At 58.2% G+C, this 26,783-nt stretch carries 28 protein-coding genes and 1 tRNA gene; 15 read left to right on the top strand and 14 right to left on the bottom strand.

What is annotated here, in order from left to right; all coding sequences use genetic code 11:
- Positions 1-167 precede the first annotated feature (167 nt).
- From G439_RS10590 to G439_RS0100580, 3 genes are all read right to left on the bottom strand, one after another.
- Positions 168-1,403, bottom strand: a complete 1,236-nt coding sequence (locus tag G439_RS10590) for a phosphatase PAP2 family protein (RefSeq protein ID WP_022867250.1) — start codon at positions 1,401-1,403, stop codon at positions 168-170.
- Positions 1,404-1,506: 103 nt separating this feature from the next.
- Positions 1,507-2,019 carry a hypothetical protein gene (locus tag G439_RS0100585; RefSeq protein ID WP_022867249.1) on the bottom strand — a complete coding sequence of 171 codons (513 nt, stop codon included), beginning with the start codon at positions 2,017-2,019 and terminating at the stop codon, positions 1,507-1,509.
- A gap of 13 nt (positions 2,020-2,032) precedes the next feature.
- A complete protein-coding gene (locus tag G439_RS0100580; protein ID WP_022867248.1) occupies positions 2,033-3,097 on the bottom strand; it encodes a hypothetical protein in 1,065 nt (354 codons plus the stop codon).
- A gap of 103 nt (positions 3,098-3,200) precedes the next feature.
- Here G439_RS0100580 and G439_RS0100575 point away from each other — a divergent pair, with 103 nt between their 5' ends.
- A complete protein-coding gene (locus G439_RS0100575; RefSeq protein ID WP_022867247.1) occupies positions 3,201-3,722 on the top strand; it encodes a hypothetical protein in 522 nt (173 codons plus the stop codon).
- Here the strand turns inward: G439_RS0100575 and G439_RS0100570 are convergent.
- Positions 3,708-4,061: a hypothetical protein gene (locus tag G439_RS0100570; RefSeq protein WP_022867246.1), complete on the bottom strand. Its 354-nt coding sequence runs from the start codon at positions 4,059-4,061 to the stop codon at positions 3,708-3,710. The two genes, G439_RS0100575 and G439_RS0100570, sit on opposite strands and share 15 nt — an antisense overlap.
- A gap of 180 nt (positions 4,062-4,241) precedes the next feature.
- On the opposite strand from G439_RS0100570, the gene G439_RS0100565 reads away from it, so the two are divergent.
- The 3 genes from G439_RS0100565 to G439_RS0100555 are packed head-to-tail and all read left to right on the top strand — an operon-like array spanning position 4,242 to position 7,808.
- Complete coding sequence (locus tag G439_RS0100565) at positions 4,242-4,715, top strand: YbjN domain-containing protein (protein ID WP_022867245.1); 474 nt, start codon at positions 4,242-4,244, stop codon at positions 4,713-4,715.
- A gap of 1 nt (position 4,716) precedes the next feature.
- Positions 4,717-5,229, top strand: coding sequence for a YbjN domain-containing protein (locus G439_RS0100560; RefSeq protein ID WP_022867244.1), 513 nt, complete (start codon positions 4,717-4,719; stop codon positions 5,227-5,229).
- Positions 5,226-7,808, top strand: coding sequence for a DEAD/DEAH box helicase (locus G439_RS0100555; protein ID WP_022867243.1), 2,583 nt, complete (start codon positions 5,226-5,228; stop codon positions 7,806-7,808). The genes G439_RS0100560 and G439_RS0100555 overlap by 4 nt, the downstream gene beginning before the upstream one ends.
- A 333-nt stretch (positions 7,809-8,141) precedes the next feature.
- On the opposite strand, the gene G439_RS0100550 is transcribed toward G439_RS0100555, so the two are convergent.
- The 7 genes from G439_RS0100550 to G439_RS0100520 form a co-directional block, all read right to left on the bottom strand.
- On the bottom strand, positions 8,142-8,510 hold the full coding sequence (locus G439_RS0100550) for an Rv3654c family TadE-like protein (protein WP_022867242.1): 369 nt from the start codon (positions 8,508-8,510) through the stop codon (positions 8,142-8,144).
- Positions 8,507-8,824: a hypothetical protein gene (locus G439_RS0100545; protein ID WP_026459240.1), complete on the bottom strand. Its 318-nt coding sequence runs from the start codon at positions 8,822-8,824 to the stop codon at positions 8,507-8,509. The genes G439_RS0100550 and G439_RS0100545 overlap by 4 nt, the downstream gene beginning before the upstream one ends.
- Before the next feature lie 140 nt (positions 8,825-8,964).
- On the bottom strand, positions 8,965-9,213 hold the full coding sequence (locus G439_RS0100540) for a DUF4244 domain-containing protein (RefSeq protein WP_022867240.1): 249 nt from the start codon (positions 9,211-9,213) through the stop codon (positions 8,965-8,967).
- 135 nt (positions 9,214-9,348) lie between these two features.
- The gene (locus tag G439_RS10585) at positions 9,349-10,596 is read right to left on the bottom strand and encodes a type II secretion system F family protein (RefSeq protein WP_131333452.1); all 1,248 of its coding nucleotides are present in this window, start codon (positions 10,594-10,596) and stop codon (positions 9,349-9,351) included.
- 1 nt (position 10,597) lies between these two features.
- The gene (locus G439_RS10580) at positions 10,598-11,884 is read right to left on the bottom strand and encodes a TadA family conjugal transfer-associated ATPase (RefSeq protein ID WP_022867238.1); all 1,287 of its coding nucleotides are present in this window, start codon (positions 11,882-11,884) and stop codon (positions 10,598-10,600) included.
- Positions 11,881-13,053 (bottom strand): CpaE/TadZ family protein, encoded by a 1,173-nt coding sequence (locus tag G439_RS0100525; protein WP_022867237.1) that lies wholly within the window; start codon positions 13,051-13,053, stop codon positions 11,881-11,883. Before G439_RS0100525 ends, G439_RS10580 begins: the two co-directional genes overlap by 4 nt.
- 126 nt (positions 13,054-13,179) lie before the next feature.
- On the bottom strand, positions 13,180-14,016 hold the full coding sequence (locus G439_RS0100520) for a hypothetical protein (protein ID WP_022867236.1): 837 nt from the start codon (positions 14,014-14,016) through the stop codon (positions 13,180-13,182).
- Between the two features lie 88 nt (positions 14,017-14,104).
- Here G439_RS0100520 and G439_RS0100515 point away from each other — a divergent pair, with 88 nt between their 5' ends.
- From G439_RS0100515 to G439_RS0100505, 3 genes are all read left to right on the top strand, one after another.
- Complete coding sequence (locus tag G439_RS0100515) at positions 14,105-15,049, top strand: hypothetical protein (RefSeq protein ID WP_022867235.1); 945 nt, start codon at positions 14,105-14,107, stop codon at positions 15,047-15,049.
- A 55-nt stretch (positions 15,050-15,104) separates the two neighbouring features.
- A complete protein-coding gene (locus G439_RS12075; protein ID WP_022867234.1) occupies positions 15,105-16,562 on the top strand; it encodes a hypothetical protein in 1,458 nt (485 codons plus the stop codon).
- A gap of 325 nt (positions 16,563-16,887) precedes the next feature.
- Entirely contained in the window at positions 16,888-17,571 is a 684-nt protein-coding gene (locus tag G439_RS0100505; protein ID WP_022867233.1) for a Crp/Fnr family transcriptional regulator, read from the top strand.
- Positions 17,572-17,768: 197 nt separating this feature from the next.
- Here the strand turns inward: G439_RS0100505 and sp36 are convergent, their stop codons facing one another.
- Entirely contained in the window at positions 17,769-17,930 is a 162-nt protein-coding gene (sp36, locus tag G439_RS12320) for a Sp36 family protein (protein WP_022867232.1), read from the bottom strand.
- A 50-nt stretch (positions 17,931-17,980) separates the two neighbouring features.
- Complete coding sequence (locus G439_RS0100495) at positions 17,981-18,316, bottom strand: WhiB family transcriptional regulator (RefSeq protein ID WP_022867231.1); 336 nt, start codon at positions 18,314-18,316, stop codon at positions 17,981-17,983.
- Between the two features lie 145 nt (positions 18,317-18,461).
- On the opposite strand from G439_RS0100495, the gene G439_RS10570 reads away from it, so the two are divergent.
- The 5 genes from G439_RS10570 (at position 18,462) to G439_RS0100465 (ending at position 23,865) form a co-directional block, all read left to right on the top strand.
- Positions 18,462-20,633 carry a transglycosylase domain-containing protein gene (locus tag G439_RS10570; protein WP_022867230.1) on the top strand — a complete coding sequence of 724 codons (2,172 nt, stop codon included), beginning with the start codon at positions 18,462-18,464 and terminating at the stop codon, positions 20,631-20,633.
- Positions 20,630-21,577 (top strand): metallophosphoesterase, encoded by a 948-nt coding sequence (locus tag G439_RS10565; protein WP_022867229.1) that lies wholly within the window; start codon positions 20,630-20,632, stop codon positions 21,575-21,577. Before G439_RS10570 ends, G439_RS10565 begins: the two co-directional genes overlap by 4 nt.
- Positions 21,578-21,678: 101 nt before the next feature.
- Positions 21,679-21,752: transfer RNA gene (locus tag G439_RS0100475), tRNA-Pro, on the top strand.
- 260 nt (positions 21,753-22,012) lie between these two features.
- The gene (locus tag G439_RS0100470) at positions 22,013-23,179 is read left to right on the top strand and encodes an ABC transporter permease (protein WP_243442526.1); all 1,167 of its coding nucleotides are present in this window, start codon (positions 22,013-22,015) and stop codon (positions 23,177-23,179) included.
- Positions 23,176-23,865, top strand: coding sequence for an ABC transporter ATP-binding protein (locus tag G439_RS0100465; RefSeq protein WP_022867227.1), 690 nt, complete (start codon positions 23,176-23,178; stop codon positions 23,863-23,865). The genes G439_RS0100470 and G439_RS0100465 overlap by 4 nt, the downstream gene beginning before the upstream one ends.
- 106 nt (positions 23,866-23,971) lie before the next feature.
- On the opposite strand, the gene G439_RS0100460 is transcribed toward G439_RS0100465, so the two are convergent.
- The gene (locus tag G439_RS0100460; protein WP_026459239.1) at positions 23,972-24,964 is read right to left on the bottom strand and encodes a bile acid:sodium symporter family protein; all 993 of its coding nucleotides are present in this window, start codon (positions 24,962-24,964) and stop codon (positions 23,972-23,974) included.
- A gap of 106 nt (positions 24,965-25,070) precedes the next feature.
- Here G439_RS0100460 and G439_RS0100455 point away from each other — a divergent pair, with 106 nt between their 5' ends.
- The 3 genes from G439_RS0100455 to G439_RS0100445 all read left to right on the top strand — a co-directional run bounded on the left by G439_RS0100455 (position 25,071) and on the right by G439_RS0100445 (position 26,755).
- A complete protein-coding gene (locus G439_RS0100455; RefSeq protein ID WP_083940708.1) occupies positions 25,071-25,916 on the top strand; it encodes a YwiC-like family protein in 846 nt (281 codons plus the stop codon).
- A gap of 97 nt (positions 25,917-26,013) precedes the next feature.
- Entirely contained in the window at positions 26,014-26,403 is a 390-nt protein-coding gene (locus G439_RS0100450) for a hypothetical protein (RefSeq protein ID WP_022867224.1), read from the top strand.
- Complete coding sequence (locus tag G439_RS0100445) at positions 26,396-26,755, top strand: hypothetical protein (RefSeq protein WP_022867223.1); 360 nt, start codon at positions 26,396-26,398, stop codon at positions 26,753-26,755. Before G439_RS0100450 ends, G439_RS0100445 begins: the two co-directional genes overlap by 8 nt.
- The last annotated feature ends 28 nt before the right edge of the window (positions 26,756-26,783 follow it).

The raw sequence follows: 26,783 nt of genomic DNA, 5'->3' as shown, positions 1-26,783 counted from the left end.
ATCGCGACCTGACTCCCGCCTAGCCCGACCACGGAGATTCGAGAAGCTGCAAACAAGCTAGATCCGGCCTCGACAACACGCTTGGACGTCCTTCGGGAAAAGATGGGCGTCCCTCGAGAGAAAGATGTGCGTCCCTCGGGGGAAATCGGGGGGGGCGGGCGGAAGACTCAGTCAGTGCACAGGCGGTCAACCTCGTGAATGACCAGGCCAACCACAGCGAAAAGCCCCAGCGACCCAGACACGGCAAGCAGCCCCGCCCTCGTCGGATGTGCCGCAAGGAAAGCACTGAACCCGTACCCGCTACCGCCCGGAGTTGCCACCGCCGCCAAATCAACACCAAAGAGAGCGCCAGCCGCCAGAGCCACGGCCGCAACCCCCGCAACCAACGCAATAATCACCATCGCTCGGTGCATGATCGGCGCATGACGGCGCCGATGCTCAATCGGAGTGAGCAACAAAGCCCACACGCCGCACACCAAAACCGCCGCCACCACATCGGCAATGCGGTGCCACGCCGACATCATGACCGACACTCCCATGAGCGACGTCCATAACCATCCAGCCCATGCCGCCGGCGCACGCAACCACTGCGGCGCGATGACCACCAACGCCAACGAAATCGACACAGCTACCGTCACATGCCCCGACGGCAAAGAATTGCCAACGGCAGTGGTGATCCCCAAGTTCGGTCGATCGATCACCAACTTGAGCAACTGCGTGGAAGCGTTGGCAAGCACCACCATCGACAGGGCTCGCCCAGCCAAAGTTGGCCGACGACGAATCGCGGCAATAAGAGCCACCACCACAGCAACAAGGACGATTGCAGGAACCGAAACAATGCCCGTCATGAGGGCACCGAATCCCCCAGCGTGCTCCGACCAACGCATGATCGCTTCCATGAATACCGTGTCAATAGCTTGGCCGGTGCGCGTGGATACAGCGACATAGGACGTCGCAACGACTCCGACAACACACAGGACAGCACCAAAAAGTCTGCGGACCAAGCGTCGTCGATACCAGGCAGCATCCACCGAAATAGTGGTGCTTCGAGGTCGGCCGCTTGCGCGCACTTCCTGATCAGCAGATGGCCGACTCCGGCTTCTGCCCGCAGACGATCCAGCGCTTATATGAGAATCCGAAGCAATGACATCGGTGGCCTCTGGGTCCGGCTCAGCCAGATTTGTAGGAGCCGAATCGTTTCGACCGTTACCTGCTCGAGCTGCTTGACCACGAGGGCGCACGTCAGCTGGGCGACGCTGCGAGGACTTGACTTCTCTCGCGTCGGACGACTCCGACGCAGGTGAGGACACACCCAAACCTGGCATGCCTGCGGGGTTAACACCTGGGGTAAAAGTGGCGGAGAGGGAAGGATCCACAGAGCTGAAGTCACCGTCGTTCATCATATTGCCCTCTCTACAGCCTCAATTGCCCCATGAAGCACCGGGCATCTCGCTTGGCTAATTCGATGAGAGACCCATGAATCTAGTATCACCAAGGATACGAAGGTCAGCCAGGCTGGCGTCCTTGTGCCTGCGCATCACGTTCGGCGAGTCGCTCAACTGACCCACCCCAGCCATTCGATTCCTCGTCACGAATCACTGACTCGGCTCGATCCCGCAAAGAGACTGCTTCCTCAAAGACGGACTTGAGCTCTTCCGTATCAGCAATAGGAACCCCGAGCGATGTAAGACGATCCTTGATGTTTTCCTGAACTTCCTCCGAAGTTCCCCTCCATGGGGAGTCTGGATCTTGACGTGACTGCGCTAAGCGGCTGCGAAACTCTGCCTCCGCTTTGTCTCCATCTTGCGGCGTTCGCATACCAACTTGATCGGCGAACGCTGGATCTGCGAGCAAGGTACGTAGGGGACGTTTTCCGTTTGCTACATCCAACAAGCGCTGACGGTAACTCGGGTCATCTGTTGCATCAGCAGCGTCTTCTAGCTGCTGCTTCAACTTCCGACGGAAGTCTGCGCCCCCCATCAGCTTCGCGGCTAGCGGGTTCATGTCTGGCATTCCCATATTGCCTCCTTGATCATCCTTCCGGTAGGACAACCCACTCCACATCAGTAGTGGCGACCCCCAAGAGACTAGCCAGCCCGACGATAGCGTAAACCGCGGTCATCATCCACCCCCAGAAGGAACTCATTTGGGCGACAATCGAGGCAAAAGCTGAGATCACTGCGGCAATTGCGGTAGCGCCGCCAGTGAAGAGTGCCGCTATAGCTTCAGCAATACTTCCGAATCCCAACAAGGCCGCAATCGCCGCATCGATCGCAGCATCAACAGCAGAGTAGATCGCTTGAAAAAAGCCGAAAGATGAGAACGCAATGTACCGGTAGAGGTCACCTAGCTGGCTGAGAGGATTTTCGCATGAGCCCAGAACTTCAACAGCCTTCGTAAAGTAAAGGCCCGCGGCGGTGGCGTCGTCTGAATCGTTCCAGCCGGTGAACATGACCTGCATACGCGTACTCAGTTCCGAACTCAGTTCCGAGAAGCAGTCACCCAGCTTCTCCCACGCATCCCCAACATCGGCAATCTTATTGAAATCGCCGCCGAGCCACTCCCACAGCCACATCCACAGGTCATCGATCCCGAAAAGTTCGCCAACCCAGCTGATGATCTTACGGATCCATGTACCAAAGGACAGATAATCGGGCCAACTCAGCACATTCCAAATCCAGTGGTCAGTCGTCCCGTCAGGAGGCGTAAGTACCTCAGACGGTAGTCGGCCCGAGGTCGGGCTACCGGCAGGAGCCGGACCGAGGGGTTGGCTGCCCGGATCTGCTTCGAGGGCAGACCACATTCTGATGATCTCATCAACATTCCCGGCCTCAGCCGTCACATATGCGTCGATCGTGTCATCCAAGTGATCTTTGGCATTGCCCAAGAGTCTACGACTCGAATGCACCAGCGATTCGAACTTCGCAACGGACACCTCATGTTCTGACAACATCCTGGAGAAGATGAAGCCACCAGAACGCCTACCAAGGTCACCCAAATATGTGTCCCCGTAGGTCAAAGCTTTGCCCATATCACTACGCAGGTCTAAAAGATCTTCAGCACCAGCGGCAACGATCGCCTGATTAAAGTAGGTCACTGACCCACCTTAACCCGTTCTCCACCTAAAATAGAAGGGAGGATGATCTCTTAATCCCTGCACCCCCTGTGTGGCTGACCAAGGGCTGTTCTAGACTTCGCACATGGAGCAGATTCGATTCGAACTCAGTGACGCAGGGACCATCAAACCAGTCCCACTGGCCAAAGCACGCCGCAATGTCAACGCGTTGCGTATGGCAGGAACTGCTCTCCTGCTGCTCGTGTGCATTGCCTCCGCGCTCTCTTTTATGAAGAAAGAGTGGTCCGCCGAGATCATACTCGGCCTGATAATTGTCAGCGGATTAGCACTGGTGTTACTCAATACAGCACGGTATCGCCGCGCCTGGATCGCAGCTCATGCGAACTCGAACTCTCTCACATTCGGCGTCACATACGCGTTTGCTCTCAATGACAATTCGTTGATCTTCCCGGCCCAACCCGGGCGCTCAAGCGAAATCTGGCCACTTGATTCCGTCGAAGTAACAATCAAAGGCACTGAATCAAAGAAATGGCTCATACTGCACAGCCCCAAACGAGGTAAACGACGCTATCCCCAGTTCGTCCTCGAACAGGACGTCACACAAGTCGCAGATATCATCAGAAGGGCTGCGTCAGCTCGGAGATGATCTATCGGAGGATTTCGGAGACAGGACTTCGAGCAGCAAGATCGCTAATCCACATCCGGAGACCCCTAGCCAACCGACACTCAGCCACGTCTGCCAGGGGCTGAACTGTCCCACGGTCGCGATTATGCATCCGACGCTGCCACCGGCACCGATCAACCTGGCGCCCCCTTTTCGCGTCCAAAAGACGGTTGCCCCCATCAGTCCAAGCAACACCATGAACCCCAGCCATGCGAGGTCAGAATCGTTCTGGATGCCATCTTCCGCACCCCATGTCCACAATCCGAGTATCAGCCATGCGGAGGCAAACACCAGACGCACAACACGAACCATGTCATTCATCCGTTTAGCCTATATTTTCGCGGGCTCGCATTCCAGACGGTCGAATCTCATGATGAGCGTGACAACCAGCCTCAACCTAGGGCTCGTGACATCACCCCGCCCAACGCGCTCACAGCCAAGCCCTCCTATAGAGTGGAAGCCCAGTTAGACCTCCGGCCAACATCAACACCAGGAGTTCCCGTGGCGGCACCTTGTCCTCTGAGCACTGAGCGCATCCGTGAGATGCTCACCGACCGCAATGTGCACTTCGGAGAATACGAGGCCGGGGAGTTGGCCTGCCCTGCTCGAAACGCCGTCTATTTCTGGAATGCCACAAACCCGCAGATTCTGCAGCTGCGAGCACAGTGGCGCGGAATTGCCACTGATAACGTGCAGTTTTCCGCCCTCGTTGACGAGGTCGCCCACTGCAACGCCACACGCACTGGCCCCAAGGCATATCTGGCACCTTTCGAGGACGGGCAACGCTACGGCCTGATCGCCGAATCGAACCTCGTGACCATTTCCGGTGTCACGCAAAAGCAGCTCGATAATTTCTTTGAAACCTCGATGTCGATGATCATGGGGTTCTTCGCTGACCTCGAGCACTCTCTACCAAGTTTCGTAGATTGGGCTGCCGAGGACGAAGCCGGGGCTGCGTTTGGAGAGGAGAACTGACATGGCCGCTCCTTTTGCTGTGCCTTCCGACGACACCACCCCCTACCCGGCGGACTTTGAGCGGGTCGTGGCAGAAGTTCACGAGATGGGCTACGACCTTGACGTTATAGAAAAGGAGCGGGCGGCAGGCGCCGTTTTTGATCGCGTGCCTTTCTTGGTGTCTTTCGACGGAGCGGGACGTTTCCTGTCGATCCGCGCCATGTGGGACACCGGCCTGACGCCGGAATCGTCGCTGCAACAGATTTTTGCCGCCGCAGATAACTGGAATAGAGAAAAATACTTCCCCACCGTTTATTCGATGCCGGACGAGGTCGACTCAGTCCAGGTGTGCGCCGATTTCGTTGTCGACACGGCTGCGGGGATTTCTAAGGCTCAATTGCGCGACGCGATTGGTGCAGGTATCTCGACGGGTATTGAGGCGATTACCTACATGAAGCAATGCGCATCTCAGACCCTAGGTTGGGTTGATCCGCAGGACGATGAGCTGGCTACGAAGGACCCGTCTGACGCATGACCGGGGCGCACGATCTAGTTGACGTACTGCGCCAGCTGAGCTCCAGTGATGACCGCCTTGTTCATCTGCATACAGTCGAGGCGCGCCGCGAACATTTAGCCGACTGGCCGACGTGGGTCGCCGACGAGGTCGCCGCCGCTTGGCAGGCGCGTGGCGCAAGCCGCCCGTGGTCCCACCAGCGTGAAGGCTTGGACTTGGTTCAAGGTGGCCGCGACGTGGTTGTTGCCACGGGCACCGGCTCAGGTAAGTCTTTGGTCGCATGGACGCCAATCCTGTCGGACCTGGTGGCAGCCGAATCGTCTTCACGCATTTCTGCGATCCACCGGCGCCCTACGTGCTTATACATGTCGCCAACGAAGGCTCTCGCCGCAGATCAATTGGCAAGCCTTGACAAGTTGCTCGCCGCTGCTTCGTCCTCGTCTGCCAATTCTGACGGGGGCAATCCGCTTTCCGTTGGAGTCAATCCCCTGCGCCATGTGCGGGCCGCGACGGCAGACGGAGATACGCCTCGAGAAGCGAAAGATTGGGCACGAGCCAATGCAGACATCCTGCTGACCAACCCTGATTATCTGCATCATGTGATGTTGCCATCGCATCAACGCTGGACCCGATTCTTAGCGTCGTTACGGTACATCGTCATTGACGAGTTGCATCACTGGCGGGGCGTTACCGGCAGCCACATCGCCCTCGTCATGCGCAGGCTGCTTCGCATTGCCCAACATTTGGGCACACAACCAACTGTCATCATGCTGTCGGCAACGGTGCGCGACCCGGAAGTTGTGGGTTCAGCCATGACTGGGCGCCCGTGTCGTGCGGTCAGCGAGGATGGTTCCCCTGCTGGTGCACACCACCTTGCTTTGTGGCAGCCGGCTCTCATCGCGGACGATTCCGAGGTTGATATTTCGCAGTTTTTGCAGGCGCTGGCGGGTGAGATTAGCGTTTTGGAAGCGCCGGTGACCAGGCGATCCGCTCAGTCAGAAGCGGCAGGCCTGACAGCGGTGCTCGTGGAGAAGGGCGCGCGTCTACTGACCTTTGTTCGTTCTCGTGGCGGGGCCGAGGCCGTGGCCGCGCAGGTTCGTGATCGTTTGTCCGCGCGAGGTTCTGCTTTGGCTGGCAGAGTCGCAGCCTATCGGGGCGGATATCTGCCCGAGGAGCGTCGCGCTCTCGAACAGGGGCTACGCAGCGGAGGCATCTTGGCGTTGGCGACCACCTCCGCTTTGGAATTGGGACTGGATGTGTCCGGGTTGGATGCGACAGTCACCGCGGGTTGGCCTGGAACGCGGGCCTCTCTCCTGCAGCAGATGGGCCGGGCAGGCCGCGCCGGAAATCCGGGGTTGTCTGTGCTTATTGCCTCAGACAATCCGTTGGATGCTTATCTAGTGCGGCATCCTGACGAGGTTTTGGGTGCTGTTGAGGCCGCCGTGATCGATCCGATGAATCCTTGGGTTTTGGCGCCTCATCTGTGTGCGGCTGCCGCCGAGCTTCCCTTGCGTACAGGCCGTGATGCGGTTGACGCGGGCGCAGCGGATGATCGTGAGTTCTTCGGCGAATCAGTGGCCTCGTTGGCCGACCAGTTAACGCAGGAGGGTTACCTGCGGCGGCGCACGAGCGGCTGGTACTGGAACGCAACGCGCCATGAGCGTCCTTCCGATCTTACGGATTTGAGGGGAAGCTCTGGCGAGGTTCAGATCGTGGACACGCGTTCGGGCGCAGTCATTGGAACGGTTGACGAGGGCGCAGCCGATGCTCAGGTGTTCCCCGACGCCGTTTACCTGCATCAGGGGCGAACCTTCCACGTATTGTCATTGTCATCCATGATGGAGCCTGTTTCTTCGCCACACCATGACAGCTCAGACGCGTCAGCGGAACACGGTTCGCCCTCGTCTTTAATCCCCCCACGCAGCGGGCGCGAGGATCGACAGCGGGTGGCAGTCGTGGAGGAAGTACGCACTCCGTTGCGCACGAGGGCGAAGCAGCACGTCTCGGTGCACGTCGTTGAGGTCGAGCAAGAGTGGCGCAGTCCCGATGGTTTGGTGACCTGGTACTTCGGACGAACGGATGTGTCGTCGCGGGTGACGGACTATGACTTGCTGCGACTACCGGGCCTGGAATTCATTCGCAATAGCGAGTTGTCTCTGCCCACGCGCACGCTGCCCACGAAGTCGGCTTGGTTCACTTTGGAGCCCGGAGCGTTGTCTGTCATGAGATTGGCTGACGATGACGTTCCTGGGGCGTTACATGCGGCCGAGCACGCGATGATTGCTATGTTGCCGTTGATTGCCACCTGCGACCGCTGGGACCTGGGTGGTTTGTCAACGGCGGAGCATGACGATACTGGGCGGCCAACCGTGTTTGTTCACGATGCCTTCCGCGGTGGAGCCGGGCATTCACAGGAGGGTTTTGCCCGCGCTGTCGACTGGGTGAGGTCCACACTTGAATCCGTGAGGGATTGTCCGTGCGAGGACGGGTGCCCCCGCTGCGTGCAGTCTCCGAAGTGCGGCAATGGGAACGAGCCTTTGTCTAAGGCTGGCGCTGTGAGTGTTTTGGAGTTGTTGGTGCAGCGTTGCCCGGGTGTCTGAGTTTGCTTAGGCTGCGGCGCACTGATTTTGGGCGTCCTTCGCGGGAGTTTTGGGCGTCCTTCGCGGGGCGGGGAATAGAGAGAGCGCACAGACGGTGCCGTCTAGATACCACAAGGGGCCGACCCGGAGGTCGGCCCCTTGTGGTATCCCATCAACACAGTGCAAGTTCGTCCCGATGCATCCCTTTCTTGAGCTTCACAAACCCTTCTGGGTTCCAGCTCCTCGGCTTGATGACTATTACGCTACGCACCTGTCCTTGTAGAAGCATTGAACCCACCTGAAAGTTCTCTGGGAATTTTCCCTTCCACTGAACGGGCGTATTCAACCAGTACGTCAATCAACATCAACTCCCGCCCTCGCCCGAGCAGACAAGCCGATATCAAAGCCTGCTACCTCGTAGTCAAGCTCCACAATGACGTACGTATCGACACCTGACACCCAACATTGCGCAACCTCAACACCACTGCGACGCGCAACCTCAGTGGCACTCTGGCATGGACGCGATCCAACTTCCTCCCATTGGGCAGTCGCAGATACATCTGCTCCGGCCAAGGCTGAAAAATCGGCGACCATCTGGAGCTTGCTGCGATACGCGGTAGCCATTGCCCACACGAGCACGACAGCCGCAAGTAAAGAAGCAACCAAAACCACCGCTATGACGGCGATCGTGCCTGACCCTTCTTCATCATCTAGGCGTTTCATGGAACATCATGTTCAAGAGTCGTACTCGCCGTACAAGTAGCCTGACCACCACCAAGACTTGCAAGCCCCGAGTATGGGACAGAGGCCGTGACCGTCACCCAACGATCAGATCGACTTACGTTGATCCTGGGCTGTGGTCCAGTAAGCGTGTAGGCGCGTCGCCCGTCAGCAACCGCGTCGCCGCCCACCGAAGCTGCCCGAGCCGCCTCGCGAACAGACGAACACAAGGCAGCCCGAGTGACTCCGATGCCAGCGATCACTGCGATCACAGCAATCATCACTGTGATGGCAATGAAACCAATTGCCAATTCCACTGTGACTGAGCCACATTCGTCGGGTAGCGATCTCTTGCGCCACCAACTTCGCTGTTGCACAACGCTTCGCAAGCGGCCACACACAGTCCCCTGCAGCGAATATCTTCGCCTCTGGGACAGTCGGCCTCGTCCGTGACACATTAGAGCGACAGCGCCGATTCGATGATGCCCTGGATGAGCCCTTTAACGGCACCCGATTTCAGCACCACCACCAACAGCCCTGCTAAACCTGCGGTCGCAACTGCACCAATGGCGTACTCGACAGTGGTTGAGCCTTCTTCTGAATCTTGTGACCGCGGCGAGGCAGTCTCTTCAACCCTATTGAGGGCAGCCGCCGCGGCTACCTGAGCGTGGATAGCACTTTGGTCGATTCGATCGATGATCTTCATGAGAGTCTCCTATTCGTCTTCCCGGTGTTCCCCGGGATTCCAGACTCGCGGCCTCGACCCATACCAGTCGATAGCTCCAAAAGAATCTGTGGAAACAAGCCACTCCAGTTCGCCTGTGGATACACGATTCGGTTTTCACCAGATTCCGCCAAAACCTTGAGCGGCCAGGTGAATGAGAATGGGAGCAAGCCCCAAAGCCACAAAGGCAGGGAGCAAAAGGATGCCCAGTGGCGCAACGAGTTTGACCCCAAGTTCTTCGGCTTTGGATTTCGCGTCCGCCACTCGTCGAGAACGCATTTGCGTGGCAGCTCGATCAAGAAGAGGAACCGGTGACATGCCATCCAGCCACGCGGCTTCCAATGACCTGGCGACAATCTGAGCATTATCCGGGCACTCTTGCCACGCCTGCGCCCAAGCAACACCCAGCCGCAGCTCTCGGGAAATTCGCGACAATTCAGGCTCCCCAATCGCAACACCCAAACCGTGACACACGGTTGGAATGGAGGCCCCCGATTCAAGTCCAGCGATGGCCAAGTCCGCAATAATTGCTGGATCGATGGCTTCATCGATACGACGAATCCGATTCAACATTTTGCGCGACACAACATGCCCAGCGATCAAACAAACTGACCCAATGACTGCGCAGGCGGTCCCAATACCTCCATCGAAAAAACGATGAAGCGGATCAGCTCCCATAGCGACTCCAACCGCTACTCCTATGAGGGGCAATGCTGTCAGCACCCTGGCTGATGCACGAGGTCCCGAGGCCGCAATTCGCCTCGCGTCCTCGGCAGCCTCAGACTCATCGACACCATCGGCAATGACATCAAGGACCTGCGCCAGTGGCGCTCCCAATTCTGAGGTGAAACGGCACGCGGCCTCAATCGCGCGACAAGCTCGCCTACGGGCACACGCCGCGGCAGAGCCCGCAGACAAAGCATCCATCAATTCGCTCACACTGCCGGCAGTTTTAATGTTGGGTCGGACCGCTAGCTCAGTGATCACCCTGGGCACCCCGTCCTCGTCAATGCCGTTAAATTGCGGGACCGCGCCTAGTCTTTCCCAGGTACTCGCCCAGGCTTGGGATACGGGGGAGCCTGCGTTGAGGCGCGCGGCAACCTCGGCAATCATTAACGCCAGGTCGCGCCCACGCGGCGGACTTCGGCGGCTTCGGTCAAGCCACTTTCCCGCCCTTAGTGAAGGAAAGAAGCTCGAGTCTGGCCCAGCCCACCATGTAACAGGTAATTGTGAGGATTTGGTTCCGCCTCTGAGCCAATAAGCCAGTTGACGGGCTCGGCGGCGCAGATCCAGTACGGACACCACGGTGTAACCCAACACCCCACCTGCACCAAGCATCAATGCAAGATATAAGTCCCTGGTCATCTCAGTGCCCCAAATCGTCCGTCAAAGCAAGACAGGCTGCTAAGGCCTGCCATCCAGGCCCATAGTCGACGTTTCCTTCAGCATCTGCGCTGCACGCGAGAGAACACACAAGTTCACCGCCCTGTCTACCCAGGACTCCTATCTGAGACACCCATCGTCCTGGGCCTCCACCATCTGCGGACTCGACAATTCCCGTACCACCTTCACTAGTCTCACTGTGTCCAAGAGAACTACGAGGGCGACGACGCATGTGCACCACCGCATCGAAAGCAGCGACGGCCTGGGCTGCAACCGCCCTCTCCCCCATATCCGCGAGCGCTCCAAGAGCCTCCAGACGTGCGGGTACCTCGTCTACTCCATTGGCGTGAATGGTCGCCCACCCTCCGTCGTGGCCAGTGTTCAGAGCTGTGAGGACGTCACGGACTTCGGGGCCTCGACATTCACCCAGCACTAGCCTGTCGGGGCGCATACGCATGGCGGCGCGCACCAGGTCAGACAGTGTGACGGCTCCGGCTCCCTGAACATTGGGGCGGCGTTCGCACAGGTTTACAACGTGAGGGTGATTGGGCCGCAGCTCAGTGATCTCTTCGATACAGATGATTCGTTCGTCGGCGGGCACCAACCCCAGAAGGGCTGCCAGCAGGGTGGTTTTGCCTGACCCGGTGGCACCCGATACAAGAACGTTGGCACGCTCGTGCACTAGCGCTCGCAGGATCCGCGCCATGGGAGGACACACGCTGCCAGACTCTTCCATGGCGTCCAAGCCCAGTCCACCGGATGTGGAGGTTCTGAGCGAAATGATGGTGCCGCAGGTGGACAAAGGTTCGAGGACAGCATGGAGGCGCACTCCCGACGGCAATGTCCCATCGACGATGGGACTGGCCTCGTCGAGCCTGCGCCCACATGCGGCGGCCATATGGATGGCGAGGCTTCGTACATCTCTTTCGTTACCAAGATCGATAGGGCTACGTTCTAGTCCTGCTCCGCGATCGACCCAGACCTGCGCGGAGTTGATCAGTACATCGGTGACGTCGGGGTTGGAAAGGATGGGGGCAAGTTGTGGGCCGACACCCGACGCTAAAGAGCGTAGGTGTACAAGGGATTCAGACATTTCAACGACGCCCGCTCCGGGACGGGCACTGGCGCGGATCGCATCGACGTCTGTTTGCTGTCGAGCAAAGAGTCGTAGCGCCTGATCTTTTGGACTGTATTCACCTGGGTTCTGTATCCCCAAGCTGCGGGTGTTGGGCGTAGCCACAGGTTGGGGGCGGGGGCGCAAGATCTTCATGATTCTTCTTCCCTCCACTGTCTCGCCCACGCTTGGCGTCGTATTTGTCGCGCTTCGCGCCAGATCTGTTCGATAGCCCTGCGCGACGCCAAGTTCGATCTGAGTTTCGTTCGGTGGCGCGTTTCGGTAAGCAGCGGATGGGCCATGACGTGGTCGTCGGGTCCTGCTAGGCCTTGAAGGAGGGGACTGGGGTGATCGCAAGTGTGCACCAAATAGGTGGGTGTGTTGTCTTGTCGTCTGCCTTGCGTTCGGGCTAGACGTGCCAGGCTGTCCTGATCTCCCCGTCCTACAAGAATGAGCATGTCCGCTCGGGCGGCGGCGACTTGCTCGATTGCGTCATTCCACTGTCCCGCGTCGATAACAACTCCTCGTTCGGTCGCCTGGCTGCGGTCGGATTCAACGCCTGACAGGCAGGCGTCAATAAGGGGGATCAGCCTGGGGTCGTTGCCCATTGCTCCTGCTCTGTGATCAGCGGTCAGCACCGGCACCTCGTCAATGACGGGGAGGAGGTCGATCAGGGTTTTTGGGAAAACAGCTTCTTCGGTTCTCAAGTCTGCCCATGCCACACCATTTGGACCCTGATCTGGCGTTTTTCCTGTGGGGTGGATCCCGTCGCCAAGGGTCACGAGGACGCGACTGCGCTCATGTTTGCTTCCTCGGTGTCCAGATCCGCGCGCTAGCCGTGCAGCTAAAAGGCTCGCGCCAACACCGCCTTGCCAACCTGCCACCACGATCACGAGGGGAGGCTGGTGTTCTACGCGCCTCGGCAATTGGCTACTGTGAGCCACAAGCTCTGCTTCTTTGGCGGGGATGGAGTCAATGATTTGGGCAAGGATTGCTTCATCTCCGGGCAGTTGAATCTGGCCGCAAGGTCCCACACTGACCGTCGGTATTGCCCACGAATCTGGTGCATCGCATGGGGTATCAAGGCTCGACACGGAAGGAGCTGCGGCTGGTGTTCGTGTCTCTTGGTCATTTACGAGGACGAGGTCGGGGCGACGCTGCCCTGGGGTCCACCGTTTCGCACCGCACATGGATATGACCGCGTCGGCGAGACCAACTTGGCTTCCCACAAGCGCGTCCATCCTCACCAGAACCTGGTCAAAAGATTCTGATTCCTGAATCCGCTTTGTTTGGCGCGTCCCTTCAAATGGTGTGCTCTTCTTCATCACTCCAGGACAGCTCATTGGCAGCCTGTGAGGAAGCATCGCGCGCCAACCTGTGGATAGCGCCGACACGCCGCCCCTGTGGATTGGGCCTCGGCCTACTCCGGTACAACCAGTTTCGCTGCGCCCTTAACCTAAACGGCCCGCTTGTACTCGTAAGGCAACGTCGCGCCCGACCTCGGCCCCATAAGCAACGCTTTGAGCTACTCGAATGAGCCAACGCCCAACTCCGGCCTCGTCCGCCGATACCCAGCCCGCCAACTCACGAGCGGCACCGGACTGGTCTTGTGCATCCAAAGCCGAAATGACTGCCACTGCGGTGGGGTCAACTCCGCGTGACACCAAGACCCAACGAGCCAAAGCGCCTCCTACCGCCACCGACGCCGGCGAAAACACCTGCCGGAAACGGAAGTGAGCAAGGAGCGCTCCCGCACACGCCAATGCAGGCATATCTGCTCGCACATACTCCCCAGCGCGCATCATGGTCATCGAATCGGAGGGAATAGCAACCGAACGAGAGGACGTGAGCCCCGATTCAACTTGAGCTGAGCAAATGTCGCGGTGCACGCTGGCAGTCAGAGCTGGAAAAGGGCGAAGGCTGCGTCGTACGGGAATCCGCTGATTGATCGGGTCGAAACTTGACACCATGTTCCATTGAGAGCGCCAGATTCCCAAAGCCAACTGCTGGCCAGGATCCAATCGTTCTTCGGTGTCCCCGGGTTGACGCATAGACAGAACTCGCATGTCGTCAACGGTGATTCTCACCCCCGCCATGATCGCAAGTCCGGTCGCTTCGCGCACTGCAGCCTCGGCGCGTGCCTCCTGCCACCTGCGGCGCAAGCCTTCGTGGAAACGCAACTGTGTGAGCGCTTGAGATGCGGCGTCGAAAGCTGCAGAAACTTCAGGTCGGCGGGCTGCTACGGCAACGAGGGCGGGGGCCGGGTCGACAAGATCTTCAATGGTCACTCCCCCACCCTAAAGGTGAGGGGCCGAAGGGCGAGCACCTGGGCGCTGCCTCAAGGCCTCTCCCAGGATCAGTAGGGATACTGAGGTTATGACACGGTTCGATAGGTTCGAGGCATCATCCCACCTGCGTTCGGCTGTTTTCGCATTCTTCTTCGCCCCTTTGGCGCTGGTCCTCATGGGTTCATCGATGGCGGATGTGCAGACAATGACAGCCTTGGGGCAGCCTCTTGCGTCGGTAGAAGGGCTGGTAGGGATGGCTTTGGCCTCCATTTTGCTGGCCCTTGTCTCGATCAGTTCAGACCGTTCACCGGCAGGCATGATCGTCACATTCCTTGCCTCAATCGTCGTGGGCGCATTGCAGTTGTCCGGTCGTTTAACGGTGCCTTTCCTCATGGCTTCAGTTGTGGATCGGCCCGACATGTCAGCATCCATGTCCTGGAATCTTTACCCCGTCATCGTGGTGGGCATCATGGCGGGCGCAACGTGCGCTTTCATTTTGACGCTTCGCGATGCCCCTGCTCGCCAGGTACATTCTTTGAAGCGGCTGCGCAGCCATCCTCACGCATGGGTGGCATCCCTGGCTCTACCGCTGGCGCTCATAGCAATGATGCTCCTTATTCACGTTGCCCCCACAGACACCACTGCAGTAGCCGCTCAAGGTTTGTCTGGTGTCATCGCTGAGCGAGTTCTTGAACCCATTTTCCCGCTCATTGTGACTGTTCTCTTAGCTGCGGTGGCTTTCGTCGCGCGCTGGTCTTTAACGGGACCACAGTTGGCCGCGTGGCTTGTGCTGGTTCTTCCCAGCTATCTTTTTCAGCCCTTGTGGTCGTCTCTTACCGGACACGTCGTCACGCCCGGTGCTTCTTTAAGTACCCAAGTGGCGATGGCTGCTCCGGTAGCAACCTCGTTGGGGTTGGCGCTGGCGACCTCGACGATCGGCCTGTTCTGGGCGCGCATCGGTGACGACGAGGGCGAGGACGCCTCTGCCGTGATGAATCAGTCCCCTAGTGATCCGCGCATTGCCGGAGATTAATCCCGCGATCACACGCTTTTCGCCGTTATCGTGAGGCATCGAGCAGGAGGAACTCATGTCTGATCAAGAATTCGAAGGTAACGCGAGGCCTGACAGCGAAGACACGCCAGGTTCGCACACCGAGGACGGTCTGGCCGTCGAACCTGAGTTTGTATTCGAACCCATCGACGCAGACATGGGCGCCGAAGAGGTTTCACCCACCCAGGAGCATTCTGAAGAAGCTGACGAGTTCGAAGAATCGGAGGGCTTCAACGAAGCTGAGGGAGCCAACGTCTCAGTTGCCGCGGCTTCGCAGTCTTCGCCAGACTCGGCAGACATTTGGTCGTCCGTGCGTGATCAGCCCCTGACCGGCGAAGAGGTCGATCTGTCGGGCGAGGCCGTGGCAGGCACCGACGAGGAAATCATCGGAGACTCGTCAGCGCCGCTGGAAACCAACCAGATTGAGCCTGTGACCATTGGTTCGCACACGACCACTATCCCCGTCATCAAGCCCGAAGAGGACGAGGACGACCTGCCGCCGGTATTTGCCGACGACGATCCTCAAAGCAATCCGGTCACGGGAGATTTCCTGGCTCACCGCATTGACGAAGAGGATGCTGCTGATGTCAACGAGGACGCACCCGCCCTCGTTGATCCGGCGCCGCCCGCTGAGGATGCTGAGCCCGATGCGGATGCGCAAGACGCTGTCGCCGCGCAGACTGCCCTTGAGGATGATTCGGTCGACGGACAGGTCGCCGAAACGTCTACCGTGGACGAGGAGCCTCTCATCTCCAACACCACGCAGCAGCGTCGCGCTCTGATGACCGCGACTCCGCCCAATGGAGAACCCGAGCTGGAGACGACGTGGAAACCGCGCCGCGAGTCCTCTTCCTCAAGCAGCATCGACTCGACACCGCGTTCCTTGGATGATGCTCTCTTTGAGGGCGCAACTGTTATTGCGATGGTGCCGTCGCGCACTAGAGCTCATTTGTGGTCGCTCATCTGCTCGATCCTGCTCGTTCCGATTGCTTGGTATCTCCTAGCTGATGCTGGAGCGCGGATGACTCTTGCGGACAATAATGCGATGGTCACTGGTGTCGCGAACTTCGCCGCTGTTGGTGAATTATTGGGTGGCCTTGCGTTGGCGATCCTTGTGGTCGTGTTGGCATTGCGTTCCTCGCTGGGCGCGTGGGTGATGGGTGTGATCACGACGATCGCAGGCATTCCCTGGTTGGTGGTGCCCGGCTTGACGGCGACCTCTGTTTTGCCTGCGATGAGGTTCTTGAACGATTTCAGTCTTTTGGGGGCGTTCGGCCAGAATCTGACCCACCACCTGCAGGCTTCGGGTTATTCGGGCCGCATGCTGGTGCTGGGGGTGGCTCTGATGTGTTTGGGCGCTGTGTCGCACTCCGGTCGTCGTCGAGGACGCGCAGAGGAAGCGCTGCGCGCTGAGGTTGAGAAAGTTAATCCAACGGGCGCGTTCTTCACTGCCCGCGAGCGTCGACGTGCAGAAAAGGCTGCCGGGCTGCGTTAATTCTTTGCACTAACAGGATCGAATCCCCGCGTGTTTCCTTTGGAATCTTGCGGGGATTCGGCCTTTATTGGAGCTTGATGCCGCCAGGGTTTAGCTGCATTTTGCGCAGTCCAATGGGGGTGGTCGCACGTGCGTTGATCTGTAGGTCGAGGCTGAACACTCGACCCGTTTGCGCCGTTAGTGGGTGTTCTGGAGCGCCAGGGGGCATAATGGATGTGACGCGTGGAACTGCAAAGGGTCACATTTTGATTCTTGCGTATGCGCTCGGACAGCTTTCCCGACGCCCGCTCCCGCTGGGTGCGAGCAGATTGGAGTTCACCTGACGATGATCGGTGACGGAAATTTCATCTCCCAGGTCCCGCTCTTTGGTGGCCTCGATGAGGAACAGCAGATTTCACTTCAGCAGAAGATGGGCCACACGACGTTGCGTCGTGGCGAGGTCCTCTTTGACGAGGGTGATCCGGGGGATCGTCTCTACATCGTGACCGAAGGCAAAGTGAAGCTCGGCCACACTTCAAATGATGGGCGCGAGTCGCTCTTGGCTGTTCTTGGCCCGGGCGAGATTATCGGCGAGCTCACCCTCTTCGATCCGGGTCCCCGTTCAACCACGGCCACCGCTGTGTCGCCAGCTTCGTTGCTCCAACTTGAGCACAAGGATTTGATGGAGATTCTCGATCAGAACCCGGCTCTTGCTAAGCACATGCTGCGGGCGCTGGCTCAGCGTCTGCGTCGCACGAATGAGTCCCTGTCTGACTTGGTGTTCTCTGACGTTCCAGGCCGTGTCGCTAAAGCTCTGTTGGATCTGGCAGACCGTTTCGGTAACGCGACTGACAAGGGCGTTCATGTTCCTCACGATCTCACTCAGGAAGAGTTGGCCCAATTGGTTGGCGCTTCTCGTGAGACCGTCAACAAGTCCCTTGCGGACTTCGTGTCGCGCGGTTGGATCCGCCTTGAGGGTCGCGCAGTGACCCTGCTGGATGTGGATCGCTTGGCTCGCCGAGCCCGCTAACCACATCTCTTCTTAAACACTTCGGCCCAGTAACTCGGAAAGAGTTACTGGGCCGAGTCGTATTTCAAGAATCAGCCAGCGGGCTACTCTCCCGCTCTCGGCGGTTGTGCGTCGGTGGGGCCTGGTCGGGCTTCGAACCGATTCGCGAAGCGAAATCGGTGAGCGGGCGGGCCGACGCACAACCGCCAAAAACGGATTCAGTCTTCGATTGGACGCTTGAGATAGGCAACAAGATTTTCCGAACCCGTTGGCCCCGGAATCACCTGAACGAGCTCCCAGCCGTCAGCGCCCCACTGATCGAGGATTGCTTTCGTCGCATGGGTCAATAGCGGAATCGTTGAATACTCCCATTTAGTCATAGCCACATCCTATGGCTTGACGAAGATCGACAGAAGATGAAATAAGTCGACTAGCCGCGCACGTGAGCCAAGACTCGCGGAACTTTAGGGGCTCGAATCTCTTCTGCGAGGGGATCCTTCGAATTGGCGAGCCACTCATACCAGTCACTGACATCGCGATAGTGACGTAGAATTGCGCGACGTTCACGTTCAGTCAAGCCACCCCAGACACCAAAGTTGGCTTCGGATTCAAGCGCATCAGCTAGGCATTCGAGCCGAACCTCGCATTGGAGGCAGCGTAGGCGTACCTGCCGCTGCGTCGCGCCCTGGACGAAGAGAGCATCGGGCTCATAGCCTGCACAAAGAGCTTTGGCGACCCAGCTCTGGTCGTCGTCGAAACTCGTCATCGATATTCTCCGGTTCACTCGCCTTCGAGATCCACATGTGACCATACACACAGACATTTCCTAATTCAAACTGACAGATATTCCTGACATTTTCCCTCAGTGTTCTTCCAGCCATGGATTGTCGTCAACAACGTATCCTGTACCTATGTCTGAGTCGCACCCCCGTCTAATGCGCCCCGCGCAACTCATAGCACTTCTGCTCGCTTTTGTCAGCGTCGCAGTGCTCATGGGAATCGTCGGAGCGGGCATGCTGGTCCCAGCAGTGGGACCCACTGCTCTGGCAGCTAAGTCCGTTCCCTCTGTGTTCAATGAACTGCCAGACGATATTTCAGTCGTCGACCCGGCAGAAGAATCACAGATGCTTGACGCGTCGGGAGCCGTGATTGCACGCTTTTACGACAAGCAACGCATCATCGTGCAAAGCGATCAAATCTCACAGCAGATGAAAGATGCCATTATTGCCATCGAGGACCGGCGATTTTATGAGCATCACGGTGTGGACCCAACAGGTATGGCACGCGCCCTCGTCAATAATCTCGGCGGCGCAGGCACCCAAGGCGCCTCGACCATCACCCAGCAGTTCGTCCGCAACGCGCTGTCTGAACGCGGCTACCTTGAAGGAGACGCAGACCAAGTTACTGCGGCAACTGAACAGACAACGGAACGTAAGCTCCGCGAAATTAAGTATGCGATGGCCATCGAACAGCAGATGGACAAGGAGCAGATTCTTACCGGATACCTCAATATCGCGCCCTTTGGGCCCATTACCTACGGTGTCGAAGCGGCCGCACAACGCTACTTTTCTAAGTCAGCATCCGAACTAACCTACCTTGAAGCATCACTGCTGGCCGGCCTCGTCCAGTCGCCAGTCGAATATGACCCTCTGTCCTACCCTGAAGCAGCACAGGAACGCCGAGACACCGTCCTCGAAGTGATGCACAATCAGGGCTCAATCACAGATGAGGAGTTCGATCAGGGCTTGGCCACCAATGTCACCGATATGCTCAAACCTAATGTCAATCCTGAAGGATGCTCAGGCGGCAGCTCGAAGAACGCATATTTCTGCGACTTTGTGCTCTCTCAGTTCCTCGCTGACGAGGCATTCGGCAAGACCCAGGCCGAACGCGAACATCTCCTAAAGACCGGCGGCATCACCATTCGTACCACTCTTGATCCGACTAAGCAGCAAGCTGCATATGATTCCTTAACTGGGGCTATCCCGATTGCAGACCCGTCGGGCCTCGACAATGCGCTCGTCTCGGTTGAACCAAAAACCGGCAAGGTCCTGGCGATGTCGCAGAACACCGAATACGGTGTCGGTGAGGGCGAAACCATGTCGAATTATGGCGCGGATGGCGAATTCCAAGTCGGCTCGACTTTCAAGGTCTTCACCCTCATTCAGTGGTTCAAGGAAGGCCACAGCGCATACCAATCGGTGGGGTCGCGCAACCGCACCTACGGCTCCTCCGCGTTCTCATGTGATGGAGCTCCGATCTACACCGACCCGTATACGGTGAATGACCTCGCAGGAAAAGACGGAGCAATGAACGTCTTGAAAGCCACCGGCCTTTCTGTGAACCAGGCCTTCGTCAATATGGCGTCGCGCGTGGACTTCTGCGATATTTTCCAAACCGCCTACGACTTTGGCATCAGCGAGAACGGAGAGGTCACTGCCGCATACCCTGCCAACATTATTGGTTCTTCGACAGCCTCTCCCTTGGAGGTTGCTAGCGCTTTTGCCGCCTTGGCCAATGAAGGCAAACTGTGTGCTCCCCAGTCGATGACCACAGTGGTGGACCGTGACGAAAACACTCTCAAGGAGTATCAAGCAAGCTGCAAAGAGGTGGTGTCTGCGGAGGTTGCTAATAAGACTGCGACCCTGCTGACGGCCTCGGCAAGCCAGTACTACCGCTCGACGCACATTGCTGACGGCCGAGAATTTGGTGCGAAGTCGGGTACGACTGACGGTAACTCGAACACTTGGCTCACTGGCTTCACCCCGTCCTTGGCAACCTCAGCATGGGTCGGTCACGCAGATGCTTCAAACACCCCCGTCCAGTACGTGACTATCAATGGCATTTACTACTCGGCGATTTACGGTGAAACCTTCGTAGGCCAGAACATTTGGGCCCCGTATATGTCAGCCGCTTTGGCAGGCACACCGATTGAGGCTATGCCTTCGGCCAGTATCGGAACCCCGATTGTTGAACCCGTCAGGCCAACTCCCGCGCAGCAAGAAAAAGAAGAACGCGGCGGCCGTCAGAATGCCAACAACCAGGCAGAGACCGAAAAAGAAGAAGAGGACGAGGAAGAGTGAATGGGGCACTTCGAGGCATTGCGCGTGTCGGCCGCGTCGTCGGCGCTGCATCGCTAGCCGGTATCGGACTGGGTGCTGGAGCCCTAGCCTGGGGTCAGGTGGAGCGCCGTACGCCTACGATTCGCCGCTACGACATCCAGCTTCCTGCTGATCGCCAAATCCCGGATGTCACACTGTTACAGATTGCCGATCTGCACCTTTTTCCTGGCCAAGAGTTCCTCATTGATTTCCTCGACGAGGTCGCACGCACTGAGCATTTCGACGCCGTAATCGCAACGGGTGACAACTTTGGTGACGAGCACGGTATTGACCTGGTTACGCGTGCCTATGAACCATTCCTGACTTACCCTGGGGCATTCGTTTTTGGTTCGAATGACTACTATTCACCTCACCGCAAGAACTGGGGCAGCTATCTCTTTGGTGCTTCGAAGATCAAAGAACGCACTGTTCCTGACCTGCCCTGGACTGAGTTAGCAACTTTCTTACGTGACGCCGGGTGGGCGGATCTAACGAACCGTGCTGATGTTATTCGTGTACCCGCCGAAGGTGGCGATTTAGAGGTTGGGTTGTTGGGCGCTGATGATGCGCACATCAATCGTGATCGGATTGTTGAACCTAGTTCGTCTTGGGATCAGCCGACGACGCTGCGCCTGGGCGTAACTCACTCGCCTTACTTGCGCGTCGTCAATGCGCTCACGCGCGCAGGATCGGATCTGATCTTGGCTGGTCACACGCACGGCGGCCAGATCGGTTTGCCGTTCTACGGTGCGATCATCACTAATTGCGACATTGACCGCCAGTATGCAAAGGGGCTCCATCATTGGAGTGTTGACGACTCCCAAGCGTGGTTGCATGTCTCGGCTGGTTTGGGCACTTCGCCTTTTGCGCCCGTGCGTATCGCGACCCGGCCCGAGGTTTCACTCATTACGGTGCGTTCAGCCTGAGCTTTGCGCTTGAACGCCTGCGCTGTGACCGATCCTGCAGGTCCAGGTGGCGTCTTAGTTTTGGTCGAGGCGCAACGCGTGGCTATACTCAAACGGTCGCACGGGGTGTGGCGCAGTTTGGTAGCGCGCTTCGTTCGGGACGAAGAGGTCGTGGGTTCAAATCCCGCCACCCCGACTCGTGCAAGAGCCGCGGATCCTTCCCAGGGTCCGCGGTTTTTATTTTTGGTCGGAGTTTGGCACAACGGTCGCGCTCAAATCTGCGCCGAGATCCACCGGCATACATCGAAATCCACCCTTACACGTCCGCGCCTGTGCGTAGACGAACCGGCGTCACCGCATAACAGTGGGTTTCGGCATCGCCTCGGTGGCGTGATGTCAGCGAAGCCACACCGCTGACGGACGGACAGTCACCTACTCTTAAAGACATTGGGCATCGTGCCCACCTGGAAGGACTCTATGTTCCTGGCTTTACGTGAAATTCGGCATCAGCCGACCAGATTCACCCTCATCACCACATCGATTGTGCTCTTGGCCTACCTGACCTTCTTCTTGGTCTCCCTGGCCACAGGTTTAGCGCACTCTTACCGGGCCGCCATCGACCAGTGGAACACCGGCTCCATCGTGCTCATGGACAGCGCCGACGGTTCCATGCAGGCATCCCGCATGGACCTAGAGACCGTCAACAAACTCTTGGCCGTTTTGGACGAGGGCGGGCGCAGTGACGTTGAGGTCCTCTTGTCGTCGCCTGCTGTGCTCGAGGGCGAGGCTCCCGCAGGTCGCAATAATGCCGAGCCCAATAAGGACGGTCTGGTCAAGACCGATGCCTACGCCTGGGGACTGGGCACCGATTCAGCTTTGATGCCCGACGTGATCGACGGACGCAACATTGAAGACCCTGACTCAGAGGTCCTCATCGACTCAAGCCTGACACAAGAAGGCTGGGCCGTTGGTGATTCTTTTAAGATCTCTGGTTTTGATCACGAGTGGACCATCGTGGGTAGCGTTGACGACTACACGTATCAGGCCGCCCCTATCGTCCTCGTCGATCGCCAGGCCCTAGCAGAACACGCGATTGCTGACGGTATGACTGTGGCCAGCGCCCTCGTCGTCCCCGAAGCGATTGATCCAGAGAACTCCACTGACGCCACGCTCGCCGCAGACCTGGCAGACAACGAGGCCGAGGCCATCGCCGCCGATGACTTCATTTCAAAGCTGCCCGGATATTCGGTCCAGATCCTGACCTTCACATTGATGATCGCGTCTCTCATTGTCATCGCGAGCTTCGTGTTAGGCATTTTCATCTACGTACTGACGTTGCAAAAGCGGCCGGTGCTGGGCATTCTCAAGGCCCGCGGCGTACCGACCTCGTATCTGATCCGCGCTGGGGCCGCGCAGACGGGACTGTTGGTGACGACGGGCGTGGCAATTGGCCTGGCACTGACCGTTGCTTCGGGCCTTGTGTTGCCCGCGGCGGTACCTTTCCGCGCTAATATTTCGCTCTCAATCCTCATCACTGCTGCGTTCATTATCGTGTCGCTGATCGGCGGGTTGATCTCGGTCAGAGTTGTTGCCCGCATTGACCCTGTGGAGGCAATCCAATGAGCACTTCATCAAAAGGCCCGGCTCTGCTAGAAATTCGCGACGCAGCCAAGACTTTCACTCAGGGTGATGAAGAGATTACGGCCTTGCACCCCACCGACCTGACGATTCACGCCGGAGAATTCATTGCGATCCTTGGGCCATCGGGGTCCGGTAAGTCCACGCTTTTGACGATTATGGGGGGCTTGCGCACTCCCAGTCAGGGTGAGGTGACGATTGGGGGAGAAGAATTTTCCACGCTTCCCGAAAAGAAGCGGGCGCGGGTGCGTCACAGTCGTATCGGTTTCATTTTGCAGGCAGCATCGCTGGTGCCTTTCCTCAAGGTTGAGGACCAGTTCTTGCTGCATGATCGGGTGGCTCGAAGCCGTTCAGACCTCAAGCGCCGCGACGAACTTTTGGAGGCCCTGGGAATTGCCAAATATCGCCAGTCTTACCCTGGTGACCTGTCGGGTGGTGAGCGCCAACGCACAGCAATTGCAGTTGCCCTCTACCACGATCCGGACCTCATTTTGGCCGATGAGCCAACAGCCGCCCTCGATACTCGAAGGGCAATGGATGTGGCGCAGATTCTTGCTGAGCAAACCCATGAGCGCGCTAAGGCCACGGTGATGGTCACTCATGATGAGAGACTGACAAAGGTGTGCGATCGCATCCTCGTCATGGAGGACGGCAAACTCACGGAACGATGAAAGGGCAGTTCTCACCCATCTGCTAGGAATTCAACGAATCGGGGCTGCGGACGCGAGATGCGCCTACAGCCCCGATTCGATTCAGCAGTTGAGAGAGCTGACGAGGTCAGTCCTTGAGCGGGCGACGACGGTAGTACATGGCCAGCAGTGCGCCGGAAATGTTGTGCCAGACGGAGAAGATTGCGCCGGGCAGAGCCGTTTCGGGGGTGGCACTGAAGTGGGTGGCGGCCAAGGTCGCAGCCAAGCCGGAATTTTGCATGCCGACCTCGACAGAGGTGGTACGGCAGGCGCGTTCATTACCGCGGCCAATCTTGCCTGCGAAGTATCCGAGGAGGTAGCCAAGCAGGTTGTGGCAGACAACGACAAGCAGAATCATCAGGCCAGCGGTGAGGATCTTGTCGGCAGACTTAGAGACGACGGCCATGACGACGTAGCAGATACCCAGGACTGAGATCCACGGCAGGGCCGGGAGGATCTTTTCGACAAAGCGGGCGGCAATGAGGCGGATAACGAGGCCGCCGATGACGGGCACGAGCACCATTTTGACGATCGACATAGCCATTGCGGAAACGGACACTTCCATGGCGGCGCCTGCCAGCATTTTGGTCAGGACCGGAGTCATGAGGGGTGCCAGGAGTGTGGAGATTGACGTCATGGTGACTGAGAGGGCGACGTCGCCTTTAGATAGGTAGGAGATGACGTTGGAGGAGGTTCCTCCGGGGGCGCAACCGACCAGGATCACGCCGACAGCTACTGCCTCGGGCAGGTTGAAGACGGTGACGAGCAGGAAGGCAATGGTCGGCATGATGATGAATTGGGCGAGGACGCCGATGAGGACGGGCAGCGGCCTTTTGACGACCAGCGCAAAGTCGGGGACGGTCAGGGTCAGTCCCATGCCGAACATGATGATGCCGAGCGCCCAGTTCGTGTAGGCGGCCATCGGTGCGAAGGTTGTGGGCATGAAGAGGGCGAGCAGGAACGCGATGATGACGAGGACGGGGAAGACGGTGACGGCGATGCGGGCCTGGGCGTCTTCCCGGGTTTGGCTATTGCCGTGCTGTTGGCTGGATGGACTGTGTTGTGCGTTTGATGCGGACATGGTTTCCATGGTTCCGCGATCATTCACTATTTGGACTTGGCGTCTCAGACTATGGCCACAACAGAGGAGCTTTCATTGATGCTTAGGTACGCCTTAGTCTTAGTGCATGGTCGGCGCAGCATCACCAAAGAAGAGCACTTCGCGTAGCCGCGCCCTCGTCCGCGCAGGATGGATACCCGACCAACACGGCGCCTGGGCCATGGCCGCATCTCCGCTGCTCATCGGCATTACTCACGCAGGCGCTCACCCAATCCACATCCTCCTCGCCGCAGCCTGGCTCGCGGCATTCCTCGCGTTCAATGTCGTTGAGGTCTGGGCAAAGACTCCTGTACGGCGTCGCAAGCCAGTTCATCTTGCCTTGTTGTCGCACACCAGCGTCACCTGCGTCCTCGGCCTCGCCCTCGTGATTGTCCGACCGGCACTGCTGAGCTGGGCCTGGCTCTACCTTCCCCTAGCCGCTGCAACCATCGGACTCATATTCCGACGTCAAGAACGGGCGTTGGTGACACGAGCCCTGAGCATTGTCATTTCTTGCCTGGTCGCGCCGGTTGCTGCAAGCCTGTCAGTTGGCGGCGGAGCTTTTACGGATGTGGTGCCACACAGCCTGTCTGGCGGCGACCAGGGAGTACGCATCTGGACATCGACCGCAATCCTGGTGCTGTACTTTTTCGGGACTGTGCTCTTTGTGCGTTCGATGATCCGAGGGCGAGGAGATATTCGCTGGGCGCGAGCCTCGATCATCTACCACATTGCGAGCGGTTTATTGGTTGGCGGGTGCATGGTGGGCTTGGATCTACCCCTTGGCATCGGCGCGGTCTGGGTTGTACTGATCATTCGGGCTTGGGTCTTCCCGGTCGCGCAGCGCAGCCGGAAACCTTTTAAGCCCATTGTTTTGGGTCTGAGCGAAACCCTGTGGTGCGCGGTTCTAACAGCAGTATTAATAGTGGGCTGATCGGCTTCGACACTCGGCCACCTATTTTCGCGGGAACGCTTTTACTTTATGATGAGCATCATCACGAATTCGGCTTCCATATTGAGGGATAGGCGCAGTGGGCGGAAATGATGCGCTCCACATCGTCGACGGTGATCTGGAGCGGGCAGCGGCGCACGCTCAACAGATCGCTAACGATCTTTCCAGGATCATGATTGGCGATGCTGTCGGGCAGGTGGCTGCCGGGCTTGCCGGTGGGTCGAGCGTCAACGCGATTCGCGATACTGCCGCACAGATGGATGACGACTTCCGCGCTCGCAGTCGTGACATGTCGGTTTTTGGTCAGAATGTGGCGCGCAGTGTTGTTGCGGTGAAGATGAACGAGGACGAGGCCGTGCGCCTGTTCAATCCGAATCATGTGGTGGCTATAGAGTCGATTACGGCTGTGACGGATCCGACCCAGCGTTTTGCGCGTTTGGCGGCGAGGCTGGGGCCATCCAATGTCTGACGTGCGATGGGCGGATATCGAGTATTGGTCTAGTGCGCCGGTGTACGAGGTCGCGGACTTGTTGAGGACTGAGCGCCAGCGCGGAGTTGATGCCCTTGATGAGCTGGCGTTTTTACGGGATCGTGTGTCTTCTGAGGGCAGGGTTGTCGATGCGATGAAGTCTCGGGTTGGTCAGATTTCGCAGTGTCTTGATCGACAGGTTCGTGATGTCACTGAGTTGATGATGGCAATGGCGCAGGCTGCCGCTGGTGTGGCGCAAGTTGAGGTGTTGGTTCGTAAGGCTCGGGCTTGTGCGGTTGATGCACGCGTAGGTATATCGGCTGAAGGCGTGGTGTCTGATCCTGATTTTTAACGAAATGAGGAGCGTGAGCGGTTAAATA

Origin of the sequence: Schaalia vaccimaxillae DSM 15804, from assembly GCF_000420425.1 — a bacterium.
GTDB classification, from domain to species: domain Bacteria; phylum Actinomycetota; class Actinomycetes; order Actinomycetales; family Actinomycetaceae; genus Pauljensenia; species Pauljensenia vaccimaxillae.
Note: the sequence above shows the minus strand (reverse complement) of the source record. Positions and strands in the feature narration are given on the sequence as shown.

Bases quoted from the DNA above. Each gene is read 5' to 3' on its own strand.
- G439_RS10590 (WP_022867250.1), bottom strand. From the start codon at position 1,403: ATGATGAACGACGGTGACTTCAGCTCTGTGGATCCTTCCCTCTCCGCC.
- G439_RS0100585 (WP_022867249.1), bottom strand. From the start codon at position 2,019: ATGGGAATGCCAGACATGAACCCGCTAGCCGCGAAGCTGATGGGGGGC.
- G439_RS0100575 (WP_022867247.1), top strand. From the start codon at position 3,201: ATGGAGCAGATTCGATTCGAACTCAGTGACGCAGGGACCATCAAACCA.
- G439_RS0100570 (WP_022867246.1), bottom strand. From the start codon at position 4,061: ATGAATGACATGGTTCGTGTTGTGCGTCTGGTGTTTGCCTCCGCATGG.
- G439_RS0100560 (WP_022867244.1), top strand. From the start codon at position 4,717: ATGGCCGCTCCTTTTGCTGTGCCTTCCGACGACACCACCCCCTACCCG.
- G439_RS0100555 (WP_022867243.1), top strand. From the start codon at position 5,226: ATGACCGGGGCGCACGATCTAGTTGACGTACTGCGCCAGCTGAGCTCC.
- G439_RS0100550 (WP_022867242.1), bottom strand. From the start codon at position 8,510: ATGAAACGCCTAGATGATGAAGAAGGGTCAGGCACGATCGCCGTCATA.
- G439_RS0100540 (WP_022867240.1), bottom strand. From the start codon at position 9,213: ATGAAGATCATCGATCGAATCGACCAAAGTGCTATCCACGCTCAGGTA.
- G439_RS10585 (WP_131333452.1), bottom strand. From the start codon at position 10,596: ATGACCAGGGACTTATATCTTGCATTGATGCTTGGTGCAGGTGGGGTG.
- G439_RS10580 (WP_022867238.1), bottom strand. From the start codon at position 11,884: ATGAAGATCTTGCGCCCCCGCCCCCAACCTGTGGCTACGCCCAACACC.
- G439_RS0100525 (WP_022867237.1), bottom strand. From the start codon at position 13,053: ATGAAGAAGAGCACACCATTTGAAGGGACGCGCCAAACAAAGCGGATT.
- G439_RS0100515 (WP_022867235.1), top strand. From the start codon at position 14,105: ATGACACGGTTCGATAGGTTCGAGGCATCATCCCACCTGCGTTCGGCT.
- G439_RS12075 (WP_022867234.1), top strand. From the start codon at position 15,105: ATGTCTGATCAAGAATTCGAAGGTAACGCGAGGCCTGACAGCGAAGAC.
- G439_RS0100505 (WP_022867233.1), top strand. From the start codon at position 16,888: ATGATCGGTGACGGAAATTTCATCTCCCAGGTCCCGCTCTTTGGTGGC.
- sp36 (WP_022867232.1), bottom strand. From the start codon at position 17,930: ATGACTAAATGGGAGTATTCAACGATTCCGCTATTGACCCATGCGACG.
- G439_RS0100495 (WP_022867231.1), bottom strand. From the start codon at position 18,316: ATGACGAGTTTCGACGACGACCAGAGCTGGGTCGCCAAAGCTCTTTGT.
- G439_RS10570 (WP_022867230.1), top strand. From the start codon at position 18,462: ATGTCTGAGTCGCACCCCCGTCTAATGCGCCCCGCGCAACTCATAGCA.
- G439_RS0100465 (WP_022867227.1), top strand. From the start codon at position 23,176: ATGAGCACTTCATCAAAAGGCCCGGCTCTGCTAGAAATTCGCGACGCA.
- G439_RS0100460 (WP_026459239.1), bottom strand. From the start codon at position 24,964: ATGTCCGCATCAAACGCACAACACAGTCCATCCAGCCAACAGCACGGC.
- G439_RS0100455 (WP_083940708.1), top strand. From the start codon at position 25,071: ATGGTCGGCGCAGCATCACCAAAGAAGAGCACTTCGCGTAGCCGCGCC.
- G439_RS0100445 (WP_022867223.1), top strand. From the start codon at position 26,396: ATGTCTGACGTGCGATGGGCGGATATCGAGTATTGGTCTAGTGCGCCG.